This is a genomic window from Xanthomonas vasicola, from assembly GCF_000772705.2.
In the GTDB taxonomy this organism is placed as follows: domain Bacteria; phylum Pseudomonadota; class Gammaproteobacteria; order Xanthomonadales; family Xanthomonadaceae; genus Xanthomonas; species Xanthomonas vasicola.
Genome location: NZ_JSBW02000035.1, coordinates 14,346 through 29,963 on the forward strand (window position 1 = coordinate 14,346; position 15,618 = coordinate 29,963).

At 62.8% G+C, this 15,618-nt stretch carries 12 protein-coding genes, 1 other RNA gene and 1 pseudogene; 8 read left to right on the forward strand and 6 right to left on the reverse strand.

The genetic code is table 11. The features are described 5' to 3' along the window. Positions 1-53: 53 nt before the first annotated feature. Positions 54-130: non-coding RNA, sX9 sRNA (locus tag NX05_RS22100), on the forward strand. A 79-nt stretch (positions 131-209) separates the two neighbouring features. On the opposite strand, the gene hrpA is transcribed toward NX05_RS22100, so the two are convergent. Beyond that, entirely contained in the window at positions 210-4,331 is a 4,122-nt protein-coding gene (hrpA, locus tag NX05_RS07960; protein ID WP_039436723.1) for an ATP-dependent RNA helicase HrpA, read from the reverse strand. 102 nt (positions 4,332-4,433) lie between these two features. Here hrpA and NX05_RS07965 point away from each other — a divergent pair, with 102 nt between their 5' ends. The 4 genes from NX05_RS07965 (at position 4,434) to NX05_RS07980 (ending at position 8,384) form a co-directional block, all read left to right on the forward strand. Continuing rightward, positions 4,434-4,982, forward strand: a complete 549-nt coding sequence (locus NX05_RS07965; protein ID WP_010364158.1) for a Dps family protein — start codon at positions 4,434-4,436, stop codon at positions 4,980-4,982. A gap of 486 nt (positions 4,983-5,468) precedes the next feature. Further along, a complete protein-coding gene (gene recQ / locus NX05_RS07970; protein WP_039436725.1) occupies positions 5,469-7,265 on the forward strand; it encodes a DNA helicase RecQ in 1,797 nt (598 codons plus the stop codon). Between the two features lie 138 nt (positions 7,266-7,403). Further along, on the forward strand, positions 7,404-7,901 hold the full coding sequence (locus NX05_RS07975; protein ID WP_039436727.1) for a hypothetical protein: 498 nt from the start codon (positions 7,404-7,406) through the stop codon (positions 7,899-7,901). Between the two features lie 78 nt (positions 7,902-7,979). Further along, entirely contained in the window at positions 7,980-8,384 is a 405-nt protein-coding gene (locus tag NX05_RS07980) for a response regulator (protein WP_010364152.1), read from the forward strand. Here the strand turns inward: NX05_RS07980 and NX05_RS24175 are convergent. Then, positions 8,368-9,009, reverse strand: coding sequence for a hypothetical protein (locus tag NX05_RS24175; protein WP_162231355.1), 642 nt, complete (start codon positions 9,007-9,009; stop codon positions 8,368-8,370). The two genes, NX05_RS07980 and NX05_RS24175, sit on opposite strands and share 17 nt — an antisense overlap. Before the next feature lie 134 nt (positions 9,010-9,143). Here NX05_RS24175 and NX05_RS24400 point away from each other — a divergent pair, with 134 nt between their 5' ends. Further along, on the forward strand, positions 9,144-9,308 hold the full coding sequence (locus NX05_RS24400; RefSeq protein ID WP_172645724.1) for a hypothetical protein: 165 nt from the start codon (positions 9,144-9,146) through the stop codon (positions 9,306-9,308). 1,122 nt (positions 9,309-10,430) lie between these two features. On the opposite strand, the gene NX05_RS07990 is transcribed toward NX05_RS24400, so the two are convergent. After that, a complete protein-coding gene (locus NX05_RS07990) occupies positions 10,431-11,141 on the reverse strand; it encodes an rRNA pseudouridine synthase (protein ID WP_039436729.1) in 711 nt (236 codons plus the stop codon). A 235-nt stretch (positions 11,142-11,376) separates the two neighbouring features. On the opposite strand from NX05_RS07990, the gene NX05_RS07995 reads away from it, so the two are divergent. Both NX05_RS07995 and NX05_RS25165 read left to right on the forward strand, forming a co-directional pair. Beyond that, a complete protein-coding gene (locus NX05_RS07995) occupies positions 11,377-11,583 on the forward strand; it encodes a hypothetical protein (protein WP_010364131.1) in 207 nt (68 codons plus the stop codon). A gap of 77 nt (positions 11,584-11,660) precedes the next feature. Then, positions 11,661-13,689, forward strand: a pseudogene (locus NX05_RS25165) (methyl-accepting chemotaxis protein). A gap of 213 nt (positions 13,690-13,902) precedes the next feature. Here the strand turns inward: NX05_RS25165 and NX05_RS08015 are convergent. Genes NX05_RS08015 through NX05_RS08025 form a run of 3 tightly spaced genes read right to left on the reverse strand, consistent with a single transcriptional unit; the run spans position 13,903 to position 15,542 of the window. Further along, the gene (locus NX05_RS08015) at positions 13,903-14,136 is read right to left on the reverse strand and encodes a GNAT family N-acetyltransferase (protein ID WP_010364127.1); all 234 of its coding nucleotides are present in this window, start codon (positions 14,134-14,136) and stop codon (positions 13,903-13,905) included. Between the two features lie 42 nt (positions 14,137-14,178). Further along, entirely contained in the window at positions 14,179-14,538 is a 360-nt protein-coding gene (locus NX05_RS08020) for a response regulator (protein ID WP_010364125.1), read from the reverse strand. Beyond that, the gene (locus tag NX05_RS08025) at positions 14,535-15,542 is read right to left on the reverse strand and encodes a sensor histidine kinase (RefSeq protein WP_039436732.1); all 1,008 of its coding nucleotides are present in this window, start codon (positions 15,540-15,542) and stop codon (positions 14,535-14,537) included. The genes NX05_RS08020 and NX05_RS08025 overlap by 4 nt, the downstream gene beginning before the upstream one ends. Positions 15,543-15,618 lie beyond the last annotated feature (76 nt).

The window sequence follows — 15,618 nt, forward strand, 5'->3', positions numbered from 1 at the left end:
GCAACACCACTGCGCTCACCGGTAGGCGCGCGCGGCCGGTACTCAGAATCGGCGTGTATCACTTGTACACGCCGATTCTGAGTGCGCCGTCCACGCTCACCTGACGACTGCTCGTTAGGGTTTGTTAGCTAATCTCGCCTTGAAGACGGAAGCCGCGCGCGTTGAAAAACGCACACGGCTTCCTTAAGACGCATGCCCTACGCGAAGGCTCAACTGCGCAATGCAGCGACGCGTTGCGACAGCTTCTTCGCCGATACGCCGGATTTCGCACCCAGCTCCTGCGCAAACACCGACACGCGCAGTTCTTCCAGATCCCAGCGCAGCGCTTGCCATTCTTCGCGGTTTTGCAACCCGCGTGCGGCGGCCTCTTCCACCGCATCCACGAACGGCTTGAGCTCCAGCATGCGCGCCTGGTCGCGCGCAGGATCGCGCTTGGCACGCTCGGTACGCAGGATCATCGCCTTGAGGTAGCGCGGATAATTGGCCAATGCTTCGGCCGGCGTGTCGCGCAGGAAGCCGGCATGCACCAATGCGCGCAGCTGCTGCTCCATGTCGTCCAGATTGCCGCGTGCCCAGCCCATCAACGGCGCTTCCAGCAAAGGTTTAAGTTCGGCCACCGCGCCCAGAATGCTTTCGGCCAGCTGCAACCGTTCCATCGCTTCGCCGAACAGCCGCTTGATCGCATCGTCGCGGCGCTGCGCAAATGCGCCGGGGTCGCGAATAGCACCCAGGCCATCGGCTAGCACAGCATTGAGCGCGGCATCGACCAGATCACCACGCAGGCGTTCCTGCGATTCAATCGCCGCATACAGTAGCCCCGTCTTGGGCGATACCGGCAATTGCTTGCGTGCTTGTTTGATCTTGTCGGCCAACGCGATTTCCAGCAACCGCCGCACGCCACGAGGATGCGCGCGCGCGGCCTCGTGGCGGTCGGCAAAGATGCGCAATGCCGCATTGTCGCCCTGATCCACCAGCACCGGGTACGCCGGCACACCGGCCTCGCCTGCCACCTGCTCGGGAATCGGCGTGCTCGGAAAATCGCGCAGGCCTTCGGCGGCCAGTGCGCGCCCGGCCCGCGCAGCAAACGCCTGTCCGGCGCGTTCGCCGAAGCGAGCACGCAGCCCGTCCAGATCGCGCGACTCGGCCAGTACCTTGCCATCGTCGTCGCGCAGACGCAGATTCATCAGAAGGTGCGTGTCCAGCGCTTCTTCATCGAAATCCAGCGCTGCCACTTGCGTACCGGTGGCCTTGGTCAAAAAGCGCGCCAGCTCGCCGCGGATATCGTCGGCCGAGGCAACGCTGTAGGCCTCGTAAAACGCGCGCCCGAAATCCGGTGCAGGCACATAATTGCGGCGCTGCACCTTGGGCAGGCTGCGAATCAACGCAGACGCCTTGTCGGCGACGAAGCCCGGCGCCAGCCACGACAGCCGCGCTGGATCCAGCGCATTGAGCAAGTGCAACGGCACATCCAGGGTCACGCCGTCGTCGATCGCGCCCGGCTCGAAGCGGTAATGCAATGGCAAGCGCGCATCGCCAAGCGGAAAATACTTCGGAAAGCGATCGGCCTCGCTGCCTTCGCCCGGCAGCAGATCGTTCAACGACCAATGCAGGCTGCGGCGTTTGTCCGGCGGCAAGGTCTTCCACCACGCATCCAGACCACTGGCCGAATGCAGCTCGGCCGGAATGCGATCCAGATACCAGCGCGCCTGCCAGCCTTCGTCGGCAACGATGCCGGCGCGGCGTAGCTTGGCCTCTTCTTCGCGTGCTTGATCGAGCACTTTGAGATTGTCGGCGACGAATGCGGCGCGCGTGTTGATTTCGCCGGTCACCAGGCCTTGGCGCACGAACAAGTCATGCGCCGCGGCCGGATCGATCTTGCCGAAGTGCACCGGCTTTTTCGGCGCCAGCACCAGCCCGAACAGACTGATCTGCTCTGACGCCACCACCTGCCCCTGCGCACGCGACCAATGCGCATCGAAGTGCTTGCGCGCCAGCAGATGCGGCAACTCGGCAATGGCCCAATCCGGCTCGATCGCGGCATTGGTCATGCCCCACACTTTTTGCGTGTCCAGCAGTGTCGCAGCCAGAATCCACGGCGGCGGTTTGCGCGCCAGCGCGGAGCCCGGAAACGGCACGAAGCGACGCTGCCGCGCGGCCAGATAATCGCCCTTCTCGGTGCGATGACCGATCTGCGTGGGCAGACCCGCCAGCAGCGCGCGATGCAACGATTGATACGCCGCTGCACGTTCGCGCTCGGTGGTACGCGCCGATGCTTCGGCAATCTCGGCCTGCTTGTTTGCCGCTGCAGGTGCGTGTTGCACAGGCGTTGCATTCGGATCCGGCTTGCCTTCGCGCGCCAGCCGTGCAGTACGGTGCAGTTGTCCACGCGTGGGCCGGTTGGCGTTGTGGCCATCTTCGCGCGCGGGCGCGCTCGCACCGGCCAGCAGCGGCGCCAGCATCACATTGGCCGGCTCCTCGCTCCAACCGAGTTCCTCGCACAGCAGCCGCAGCTGCCGATGCAGCTCATGCCATTCGCGCATGCGCAGAAAGCCGAGGAAATGCCGGTTGCACCAGTCGCGCAACTTGGATTGGGTGAGATCTTCATGCACCTGCCGGTACGCATCCCACAAGCGCAGGATGCCGACAAATTCAGAGCGCGCATCGGCAAACAGCGCATGCGCGTTATCGGCAGCTTCGCGTGCTTCCGGCGGGCGCTCGCGCGGATCCTGGATGCCCAAAAACGCGGCGATGATGATCATCTCGCGCAGGCAACCATGTTGCTGCGCGGCCACCAGCATGCGCGCCAACTTGACGTCCACCGGCAGGCGCGCCATCTGGCGGCCGGTTGCGGTCAGACGCCGCTCGGCATCGATCGCGCCCAGTTCCAGCAGTTGTTGCCAGCCATCGGCCACCGCGCGTTCGTCGGGCGCTTCCAGGAACGGGAAGTCTTCAATCCGGCCCAGCCCCAGCTGCAGCATGCGCAGGATCACGCCGGACAACGAGGAACGTCGAATTTCCGGGTCGGTAAACGCCGGGCGCGCGGCAAAGTCAGCTTCGGCATACAGCCGGTAGCAAATGCCCTCGGCAATACGCCCGCAACGGCCCATGCGCTGATTGGCGCTGGCCTGCGAGATCGGCTCGATATGCAGGCGGTCCAGCTTTTGGCGTGGGCTGTAGCGTTTGACGCGGGCAAGCCCCGGATCCACCACATAGCGGATGCGCGGCACCGTCAGCGAGGTTTCGGCCACGTTGGTGGCCAGTACCAGGCGTCGGCGCGGGCCGGGATTGAACACGCGGTCCTGATCGGCTGCCGACAGCCGCGCGTACAGCGGCACCACTTCGGTTTCGCGGTATTTGCGCCGTTCCAACGACTGGTGCGCATCGCGAATCTCGCGCTCGCCCGGCAGGAACATCAACACATCGCCGCGCGGGTCGATGCGGGTAATCTCATCGACGGCCGCCACGATCGCATCGTTGACGCTGCGCTCGCCGTCGCGGCCGCTGCCATGTTCGCCATCGTCGGTGTCGCCCACATCGCCTTCGAGCGGCCGGTAGCGCACTTCGACCGGGAAGGTGCGGCCTTCCACACTGATCACCGGCGCATTGTCGAAATGCTGTGCGAAGCGCTCGGTATCGATGGTGGCCGAGGTAACGATCAACTTGAGATCGGGGCGCTTGTGCAGCAACTGCTTAAGATAGCCCAGCAGGAAGTCGATGTTGAGGCTGCGCTCGTGCGCCTCGTCCACAATGATGGTGTCGTAGGACGACAGCCAACGGTCGCTGGCGATTTCGGCCAGCAGGATACCGTCGGTCATGAACTTGATCTGCGACTGCTCGCTGACGCGATCGGTGAAGCGCACCTGGAAGCCCACCGTGCTGCCCAGCGGCCTCTTCAACTCTTCAGCCACACGCGCAGCTACCGCACGTGCGGCAATCCGGCGTGGCTGGGTGCAACCGATCATGCCCGCGGCCCCACGGCCTGCCGCCAGACACAGCTTGGGCAGCTGGGTGGTCTTGCCCGAACCAGTTTCGCCGGCGATGACCACTACCTGATGGCCGCGGATCAGCGCGATGATGCGCTCAGCCTCGCGCGCGATCGGCAGCTGGTTGTCCAGTGTGATGGCGGGCTGTTGCTCGGCCCGTGCTTGGCGCTGCGCCTGCGACGCGGCCAGGGCCTGCTCGAACGCATCGCGCACCTGCGGGTTGCTCGGTTTGCCCTGCCAGCGCGACCATAGGCCCAGCAAGCGGCCACGGTCGCGGCTCATCGCGCCATCCACGGCACGGCGGCGCTCACGCAAGGTGTGGGCAAGGTCGGAGTCGATAGCGCTCATTGATCGAAAAATGTGAAAGATTGAATGACGTTTGATCCTTTAGCCTGTCTATTGTGACGCCATATCAGTTCCCAACGACATCAACCCCGTAAGGACCATCCCATGTCCAAGAAAAAGAACGCCAACAAGCCCGTCGTCATCAGCGACGCCCTGCCGGTCGCTGCTGCGTCGGCACCGCATATCGATATCGGGATCAAGGACAGCGATCGCAAGCAGATCTCCGACGGTCTGGCCCGCTACATGGCTGACGCCTTCACCTTGTATCTGAAGACCCACAACTTCCATTGGAACGTCACCGGGTCGATGTTCAACTCGCTGCACACCATGTTCGAAACCCAGTACACCGAGCAGTGGGCGGCGCTGGACGAAGTGGCCGAGCGTATCCGCGCCCTGGGCTACAACGCACCGGGCTCGTACCGTGAATTCGTTGCGCTCACCTCGATCGCCGAAGAGCCGGGCCTGAGCGACAGCGCGGACTGGCGTGAAATGGTGCGCCAGCTGGTCAGCGGCAATGAAGCGGTCTGCCGCACCGCACGCAAGGTGTTAGGCACCGCCGACGACGCCGGCGACGACCCGACCGTGGACCTGCTGACCCAGCGTCTGCAGACCCACGAAAAGTACGCCTGGATGCTGCGCTCGCTGCTGCAGTAAGCCCTCTGGGCTTCGCCCCTTCAGGTTTGCCCAGGGTTTCGCAGTTGCGAAGCCTTGGGCCCTTGCTCAATTGCCTGCCACATCCCGCGCCTTCGGCGCGCCCCTGACTCAGGGGGTTGTCGTGGTCACATTCACAACGAGGGAGCACATGTTGCACAGGCTCTGGAGTGTTCAGCATTCTTTTGCCTCACTCGGCGCATCGACTGCCAGTCATTAATGCGCTCTCCCACCGGGGCGAGAAGGCACAGCATGCGCGCCACTGGCGCGCGGGCCTTGCAGCGCCCGCGCCGCAAGCGCGGGCCGGGGCGCGCAGCGGAGGTTGGGGTGGGGGTACGGGGCGAAGCCTCGTGCAACTCACTGCTCCCAACTCCTCACGCACCGCTGGTCAACCCACCAGCCGCATCACGGCAATCCCTGATGCGGCTTCGCGCAGCTCCGCCCCACAGCACCCCGACCAGAACTTGACCTGCGCGGTATCCTAGGCGGATGTCTTCCCCCGCCCACGAACTGCTCAGCCGCGTCTTCGGTTACGACGACTTCCGGGGACCACAGCAGGCCATCGTCGAACACGTCGCTGCCGGCAACGATGCTCTGGTGCTGATGCCCACCGGCGGCGGCAAATCGCTGTGCTACCAGGTGCCGGCGCTGCTGCGCGATGGCATCGGCATCGTGGTCTCGCCGTTGATCGCGCTGATGCAGGATCAGGTCGAAGCGCTGCGCCAGCTCGGCGTACGCGCCGAATTTCTCAATTCCACCCTGGATGCCGAAAACGCCCAGCGCGTCGAACGCGCCTTGCTGTCGGGCGATCTGGACCTACTGTACGTCGCGCCGGAACGGCTGCTGACCCAGCGCTTCCTCTCGTTGCTGGAACGCAGCCGCATCGCGCTGTTTGCCATCGACGAGGCGCATTGCGTTTCGCAATGGGGCCACGATTTCCGCCCGGAATACCGCCAGCTCACCGTGCTGCACGAGCGCTGGCCGCACATCCCACGCATGGCGCTGACCGCCACCGCCGACCCGCCGACCCAGCGCGAAATCGCCGAGCGCCTGGATTTGGTAGACGCGCGCCATTTCGTCAGTTCCTTCGACCGCCCTAACATCCGCTACACCGTGGTGCAGAAGGACAACGCGCGCAAACAGCTGCAGGAATTTCTGGGCCGTTACCGCGGCTCTGCAGGCATCGTCTATGCGATGTCGCGACGCAAGGTCGAAGAAACCGCGCAGCAATTGTGTGCACACGGCTTCAATGCGCTGCCCTATCACGCCGGCCTGCCAGCCGAGGTGCGTGCAGAAAACCAGCGCCGCTTCCTGCGCGAGGACGGCATCATCATGGCCGCCACGATCGCCTTCGGCATGGGCATCGACAAGCCGGACGTGCGCTTCGTGGCACATGTGGACTTGCCTAAATCGCTGGAGGGCTATTACCAGGAAACCGGCCGCGCCGGCCGCGACGGCGATCCTGCCGAAGCCTGGCTCTGCTACGGCCTGGGCGATGTGGTGCTGCTCAAGCAGATGATCGAACAAGGCGAAGCCGCCGAGGAGCGCAAGCGTCTGGAACGCGCCAAGCTCGATCACCTGCTGGGCTACTGCGAATCCATGCAATGCCGCCGCCAGGTGCTGCTGGCCGGTTTCGGCGAGACCTATCCCAAGCCCTGCGGCAACTGCGACAACTGCCTGACGCCGGCCGCCGCCTGGGACGCCACGGTGGCCTCGCAGAAAGCGCTCAGTTGTGTCTACCGCAGCGGGCAGCGCTTTGGCGTGGGCCATCTGATCGACATCCTGCGCGGCAGTGAGAACGAGCGCATCAAACAGCTGGGTCACGATCAACTAAGCACCTACGGCATCGGCCGCGACCTGGACGAACGCACCTGGCGCGGCGTGTTTCGCCAACTGGTGGCCGCCAGCCTGCTGGAAGTGGACAGCGAGGGTCACGGCGGCCTGCGCCTCACCGATGCCAGCCGCCAGGTACTCAAGGGCGAGCGCCAGGTGATGATGCGCCGCGAAAACCCGGCCGCCGGACGCGACCGCAGCGCGCAGCGCACCGGTCTGCCGGTGCAGGCGCAAGATCTGTTGTTGTTCAACGCCTTACGCGGCCTGCGCGCAGAACTGGCCAAGGAACAGAACGTACCGGCATTCGTGATCTTCCACGACAGCACGTTGCGCAACATCGCCGAACAACGGCCCACCAGCATCGACGCACTGTCGCGGGTGGGTGGCATCGGCGGCGGCAAGCTGGCACGTTACGGCGCGCAGCTGATCGAGATCGTCCGCGAACAGGGCTGATGCAACAGCGTGTGGCACTGCAACACCGCCGGCGGCACAAAAATCCGCAAGATCGACAGCGCGCATTCAACCGGCCATTGCTAGTTTCACCCAGTGAGCTGGCACGCGCTGCCATACCCTCTTCGTAGAGTCCAACCGATGAAACGTAGCCTGCTTGTCCTGGTCACTCTGTTCGCCACCGGCAGCGTGGCCGCCGGAAGCGCGTTGGCCCAAGCCAGTGATGGCAACGCCGAAACGGCGACACCACGCTCGCTGGACCTGAGCCTTCCACAAGCCCCGGTGCAGCTCCGCTCCGATCCGGAATACAGCACCGACCCGCCGGGCACCTTCTACGGCGACAAGAGCGGCCCCAAGCCTGCGCTGGCCCGGCCAAGCGCCGCATCCATCGCTGCCGAGCGCGCCGAGCAATGCCAGGGCAAGTTGCATGGCGCGGTGGAAACCGGGCTGGGCTATTCCAGCCACGGCGGCAATAGCAACTGGCAGGCGGTCAACTTGAATTCCTGCAAGACCTATTACGACGACGACGGCAAGGTGCATCAGATCGGCGTCAGCATCAGTGTGGGACGTGGCGAAGGCTCTATCTTTGGCCCGCGATACGCCCCCGGCGGCTACGGACGTGGCCCATTTGGTTGGTAACCATACGGATCCGTCTGCGTTGACGGAGGGTTCACTCCCGCATCGCTGAGAATGTGGCCTGCCTTACGAGACCTGCTCATGCCACAGAACAAGGAACGGCCGGTTGTATTCGTTGTCGAAGACGGCGACGGCACCCGACAACTCAGCTGCCTTGTGCTGGAGAGCTACGGTTTCACCTGCCGCAGTGCCGGCTCGGTCGAAGAAGCATTGGCCCTGATCGAAAGCGATCCACGCGTTGACGTGCTGTTTTCCGATATCCATTTCCCGGGCGGTCTGACCGGCGTGGATCTGGCGCTCAAGACGGCGCATGCACCGTACAACCTACCCGTCCTGCTGACCTCCGGCCTGGCAGTCGAGTACGTGGAAGAGATTTTGCCCAACGGCGTGGCCTTCCTGGAAAAGCCCTATACCCCCGAGCAACTGCTGAGCGCGATCCGCAGCGTGATGGCAAAGCACCGCGTACTGGTCACTCCGGTCGCGTAACACTGGTGGCCGCGACTGGACGGCGGCGCACAATCCCGATATGAAATTTCAGCCGTCGCGCGATGCGCTGGCAATGGGGATTGATCACGCACGGGTGTACCAAGCACGCGGCGCACTGCCGCCTGGCTCCGCTGTGTCTTACGCCAGGGGAAAACATGCGGCATTTAGTGACCCAGCCATTGCCATTGCTGCGTTGCGCGGTTGCGCCACGGTCATGAATGACGCGACTCAGCCGATTCGCGTCGACACCAAGACGGCCGACGGGCAACTCATTGGAGGCGCCGACTGCTCCATCAGCAACGATAAGGGCCGTGTTGCATTGAAGTCCGGCCAGACCGCACAGGTACACCGTTCCGCACACGATCTGGATGTGACTTGCGTGCTGCCCGGCCAGCGCGATGCCGCGGGCCGTTCCATCTCGCGCGTCAACATGGGGATCTGGGGCAACATTTTGATCGGCGGGGTGATCGGCGCGGTCGTCGATCACACCAAAGGCACTGGCTACACCTACCCGAGCTGGATCCAGTTGGTGTTCGGGCAGACGCTGACCTTGGACCGCCATCGCGAAGACCGCGGCCAGCCGCTGCAGGGCGAAAATGCGCAAGGTGTCGTGGTTGCGGCGCACGCCGCTTCCGGTAGCGGCGCGCAGAACACCGCAGTCACGCTGCAGCTGGCAAGCGAACCGGCCGCCTCTGCGCAGGCAGGCGTTGCAGCAGCGCCGGTAGGTGCCGTCAGCAGTCCCATGCCATGGGTCCGTCCATGTCGACCGAGCCGGCGGCAATCCGCGCCCAGAGCCTCAGCAGCGGCCTGCAATGCGGCACCGTGCAGGCCATCAGTGCCACGCGCTTCAGTGCGGTCTGCAGCAGCGGCAACACGGTGCAGATCAATTGCTCCGGCTTCCGCTGCACCTCCACGTTTCAGTGAGGTTTGCTGGCTGCACTGAGCACAGGCAACTGTCACCCGCACGCGTGCGAGAAGGCTGTCGGGAACACCCCGACGGCCTGTCGGCGCGCCCCTGATTTACGTAACGAACATTTCATTTAAACTGCAGCTACCGGACGCGAGGCCTGTTGGCCGCTCAACTCGTGGGGCGCTGAGCACGCCCCTGCCGGAACATCGATGAGATTCAGTTGCGAATGGCTGGTGTGCCGCCTTCTCTTCTGATCTGCGCGGGTGTGATTGCGTGCAGGCTTCATAGTCGCTGGATTCGGTCTTTTAGAGACCTGCGTCCTGCGCAAGTGGTCACCTTTCAAACGTTGCGGCCATCGCGCATTACGTGCTTGGTGATCCATCCACGCGGCATCTGCACGTGCATGCATCAAGCAACAAGCGCTTGCTTGAGCGCCATCTCACACGTGGTTGTTCTCAACTGTCGAATCACACAGCAGAAACACGCGCCCGGTAGTGCAAGGCGGCTCGGCCATGCCTGTCCTGATCGATGCAACGCAATGCCAGCTTTCGGGCTACACATGCAGATGCTAGAAAATAGCAGGCTTGCGCATCAACACCGAGGAAATACGCCGCCTTCACTTCAGCAAGCCACGCATTTCACGTGATCAAGCAGGCTGCTCGCTAGGCTAACGTCAGTGCAGCGCTGTGCTGCGGAAACCGTGAGGAGTTTCTTATGGGCGACAATTCGTTTCTATCACCGGCCTTCATCATTCTGGTCATCGGTGTGATTGCCGTTGTGCTGTTTCTGGTCACGCGCGCCAAGAAGAAGCGCAACAAAAAATAACCCATGCATGCACTGACGGTCGCGACTGATTGCACTTGCGAAACAGTCGCCGCGTCATTGCAGATCACCCGGGCCTCGGTCGGCTTCAATCGGCCTTTGCTTGATCAAGCATCGCTTTTCGCATCCTCATCGAACGAACACGCACTACACAGCACTCAGGTTAAAGCCTCACCCATGCGCCTACCTGTATGAAGTCCGCAGTGCCGACGAAGGGTACCGGCCAACACTGCGGCTGCGTCCCTTCCATCAAGATGCTGCACAAGCGGCGAAGCGCAACAAACCTGCCGCAGTCGCACAGTACAGCGTAGCAATCAGAACCGCTCACCCGTCGGCAGATAGCGCCATTGGCCGATCGCCAGTTTGCCCAGCGACACCCGGCCCACGCGCAGGCGGCGAATGTTCACAACCTCCAGACCCACTTCGCCGCACATGTAGCGCAGCTGGCCCGGCTGCACGTTCTTGATCGCAAACCGCAGGCGGTCTTCGCTTTGCCAGCTCACCTTGCACGGCAACAGACTGCGCTGCTGATAGACAAGGCCCTGTGCCAGCCGCGCCATGCCGTACGGGCGCAACTGGCCCTGTACTTCGACCAGGAATTCCTGCTCGATGGACCTGGCATCGGCGCTCAGCCTGCGCAGCACGCGGCCGTCCTGGCTCAAGACCAGCAGGCCGCTTGCGGCGTCCTCCAGCGGCAGCGGTGCAATCAAACGCAGAAAGTGCCGTTTGAGCACACGGATGTCGGATGGATCCAGCGCGCTGCGCGTCGTTGGCGTGGCCAGTGCCAACGCCGCCTCAGCGGAGACTCCGGCCGGCTTGTGCAGCAGCAGGGTGGCGGGCTCGGCCGGTGCTAGCACCGCATCTTCGGCCAGGGTGACCTGGCCCGCAGTTGCCAGTGCCTGCGGTTCTTCGACCACTACCCCGTCTACGCTCACCCAGCCGCCCTCGATGTATTGCTGGGCCTCGCCACGCGAGCAGCCGAACGCGGCAGCCACGCATTTATCGAGACGGATCGGATCGGACATCGGGCGAGCTCAGCATCAGGGGACCGCAGTGTACGTGTGCTGGCTCAACAGATGCGGGAATCGCCGCTTAGCATGGCAACGGATCGTGTAACGACAGGCCGCCAACGCTGCGCATGCACGGACCGGCCTGTCTGTAGCTACCGCATAGACGCAGACCGTAGGCGCCCTGCCACCGGCAATGCTTCTGTGCCGCGCAACAAAGTGGGAAACTTAACGCCCACACAGGAGATCGCAGATGTTCATCACTTTCGGCACCGCTCGGGTCCGCCTCAACCATATCTCCGTCATCAGCGATCCGTTCAACGCGGGCGAAAGCTTCGGGTCCTACTGCTACTCGGTTCGGGTCGGGCTGATCTCCGGCGAGGAAGTCATTGCGCGCTTCAACAGCGAAAGCGGCGCAAAGCAGCTACATGCCGACGTGCTCGCCGCGTTGGAAGCCTGAGCGGAAAGGACACGCGCATCGCGCCGCGCCGGTTGCGCACGCGATGCTTTGAAATGCAATAGGCGCTATATGGCGGCATGCCTGCTGCGTTGCCGCAATACACTCGATGCACATCATGCGCATCGTTAAACACCAACGTGGCGATCGGCTTGCGCGACATCGTGATAGCTTCCGGCGATGCAGCCAACCGCGTTGCACTTGCCATGATCGAACAGAACCGCACGTGTTATCACCAATCGCACGATGCGCTGGCAGCAATGCCAAGCAGCGACCTGGAAAAGACCGCACTCAAGCTGGTCCAGGAAAAGCGCTACGTCTCGGTCAAATTCAACAACCAGATTCTCGACTACGGCATGCGCGACCAGAATCAGGAAGCACAAGCCTTGTTGCAAGGCGCTGCTGCAACGGCGATGAACGAACAACAAGCCGCCATCCGCGCGAATGCTGCACTGGAACGTCGGCTCAGCAAAGAAGCGTATGCGGCCGCTGTTGCATCCATGCATCGTGGCAAGATCATCCTGGCAAGCGGCGGTATTGCTGCGCTGGTGATGAGTGCGCTGCTTGCGTGGTTGATTACGCGCAGCCTGACCACGCCGCTGAGCCAGGCCACGCGCACTGCCGAAGCCATTGCGGCAGGCAATCTGCATAACGATACACACTACGGCGACTGACGAAACCGGCCGCCTGCTGCAGGCCATGGACAAGATGCAACTGCAGCTGCGCAACCTCATCGCAGCACAGACCGACATGGCCAGGCATCACGACAATGGCCAGATCAGCTTCCGCATCGATACCTCTGCATTCCCTGGCGACTACGGCCGCATGGCAAACGACACCAACCTATTGATCGACTCCCACGTCGCGGTGCAGAACGACCTGGCGCGCATCATGGGGCGCTACGCCATTGGCGAACTCTCCGAAGACATGCAGCCCTTGCCGGGCGAGAAGGCGGCCTTCAGCAACACCATGTCGCAGGTCAAGCTGAACCTGTCGGCGATGAATCACGAAATCAAGCATCTTGCGCAGGCAGCGGCAAACGGCGATTTCAGCGCACGTGGCGATGCCGAGCGCTTTCAGTTCGACTTCCGCATCATGCTCGAGAGCCTCAACCATTTGATGTCCACCGCCGACGGTAACCTGCAATCACTGTCGGCATTATTGCAATCGATCGCAGCGGGCGACCTCACCGCGCGCATGAGCGGCGAGTTCCGCGGCGTGTTCGCACAAATGCGCGACGATGCCAATGCAACGGCGAGCCAGCTGGCGCAAATCGTCGGCAACATTCAGCAGTCGGCGGTGTCAATCAACGCAGCTGCCAGCGAAAGTGCCGCCGGCAACCAGGGCCTGTCGCAGCGAACCGAGCAGCAGGCAGCCAATCTGGAAGAAACTGCCGCCTCGCTGGAAGAGCTGACCTCCACCGTCAAGCAGAATGCCGAGAGCGCCCGCGAGGCCAATCAGCTGGCAATCGGCGCTGCACGCGTGGCCTCGCAAGGTGGCGATGTGGTGGGCAAGGTCGTGGATACGATGAGCGGGATCGAAGCCTCGTCCAAGAAGATCGCCGACATCATCAGCGTCATCGACGGCATCGCCTTCCAGACCAACATCCTGGCATTAAATGCCGCAGTGGAAGCGGCCCGCGCAGGCGAACAAGGCCGTGGCTTCGCGGTGGTCGCGTCGGAAGTGCGCACACTGGCGCAGCGCTCATCCGGCGCGGCCAAGGAGATCAAGGACCTGATCGACGATTCCGTCCAACGCGTAGCAGACGGATCGTAACTGGTGCACAGTGCCGGCAAGACCATGGGCGATGTGGTAGCCAGCGTGCAACGGGTCACCGACATCATGGGCGAGATTTCTGCAGCATCGCAGGAACAATCTGCCGGGATCGAACAGGTCAAACAGACCATCACCCACATGGACGAAACCACGCAGCAAAATGCGGCACTGGTGGAAGAAGCCACGGCTGCCGCACGTTCGATGGAAGAACAGGCCGTGCAACTCACCGACGCGGTAGCCATCTTCAAGATCGATGCAGGGCAGGCACGTCGGGCAGATACGCGCGCAGCAGCACCGGTTGCGCATCTATTGAACAAGGTGCGCAGCGCCTGAGCAAATGCGCACCGCGCTGGCTGCTCTCAAAGTGCCGCTGGCGTGTGCGTACTGATGTCGCTGCCATCCGCGGCCGCAGCGCGCTGACCAACGTTTCCGCCAAGCGCGCCCTAGAAGGCGCGCTTGGTAGTTCAGCTACGCCGTATACATCCAGGGAAGCTAGTGCTCCATCAGCGACTGCGGAAACAGCGGCGACGTAAAGCCGTCAACCGCTTACAGCCCGTGCGCATCGCTGGTGGCAGGACGGCGCAGCCCCTGCACGTTGGAGTGCGCCATGACAGCGTCCATCAGCACCTTGCTGTAGCCCCTGCGCTGGTGCTCAGGCAGCAAAAACACATCGCCCAGATACGCGAAGATTGCGTCATCGGGCACCACCCGCGCGAACGACAGCAGTTCGCTGGCGATGGAACCGCCAAAACACAGCAAGCTGTTGATCGAACGCGGCACCCGCGGCCAGTGTCATCCAACTGCAGCAAAACCTGCCATGGATCAATCGGCACTGCGCTGCTGCAACAGCGATAGCGCGTGTTTTAGATCGCGAAAATGAAAAGGCTTCTGCAGCCCGTGCCGATGCCGGTACTTTTCAGGAATTCCGCCCTGCGCATAGCCGGTCACGAAGATATAGGGCACGCCGCGCGCGTCCAGTTCTTCTGCAATGGGAAACGACAAGGTGCCGCCCAGATTGATGTCCAGCAGTGCCAGATCGAGATTGCCTGCCTGCACCGCCTGCAGCGCGGCGTCCACGTCGGCCACGGTTGCCGCCACCTCGTAACCCAGTTCCCCCAGGCAATCCTCCAGCAGCATCGCGACCAACGACTCGTCTTCGACCAGGAGCACACGCATGGTCATGGACGTGCCTCGGAAAGCTCTGGCGGCAACGGAATGGAAACGCGAAAACACACGCCAGCCGGGTCGAAGGACAACTCGACCTCGCCCTTGAGGTCATGCTTCAAACCACGTTCCAGAAGACGCGTGCCGAACCCCTTGCGCTTGGGCGGCTGAACAGGCGGGCCACCGGCTTCTTGCCAGAAGAGCTCAAGCAGATCCTGCTCGCCACGTGTGCTGCGCTCCCACGACACCAGCACGTTCCCAGCCGGCGACGACAATGCACCGTGCTTGAGCGCATTGGTGCACAGCTCGTGCAGCGCCATCGACAGCGCCAGTGCGCGCCGCGGATCCAGCCGACACGAGCCGCCCTGCAGGGTGAAACGTTGACTCTCGTTGGATTCGTAAAGCGCGGCCGCGTCGCGGGTCAGCTCCAAGATATCGGCGCTGACCCAGTTCTCACGCGTCAGCGTGTCGTGTGCCCGCGACAGCGCCAGCAGGCGCGCATCAAGCTTTTCCTGTGCGTCGGCAAGACTGGCGGCGTTGGTGAACGACTGCCGCGCCAACGATTGCACCATCACCAGCGAATTCTTGACCCGATGGTTGAGCTCGTTGATCAACAATTGCAGATGCTGTTCGTGCTGCTTGTGTTCGGTGATGTCGCGTGTAGCGCCAGCAATCGCTTCGACCTTGCCATCCGGCCCGAACACCGGAGTGAAGATGTAGTCGTAGACACGCAGGCCTTTGACCGTATGCGGGAATGGCACTTCGCCACGCACCGGCTGGCGTGTTGCGATCACCCGCTCGATTTCCTCGTCGTGCATGGCCGCATGCCAGGGCTCGTAGCCCAGTTCCAGGCAGGTCTTGCCGCAAGCGTCTTCCCAACGCATGCCCCACATCGTCAACAACGCCTGATTGGCGTAGACGAAGCGGTGCTGGATATTGAACACATACAAAAGATCTGGTGTTGCCTGGAGTAAGGCCTCGTAAATGCGCGACTTCGCTGCGTCTTCCTGATGCTCGGCCATTGCGCCATGGTCCTGAAATTGAAGCGAACGATAAATGGACGGACGTGAACGTCCGATCATGCGTATCTGACGTGCG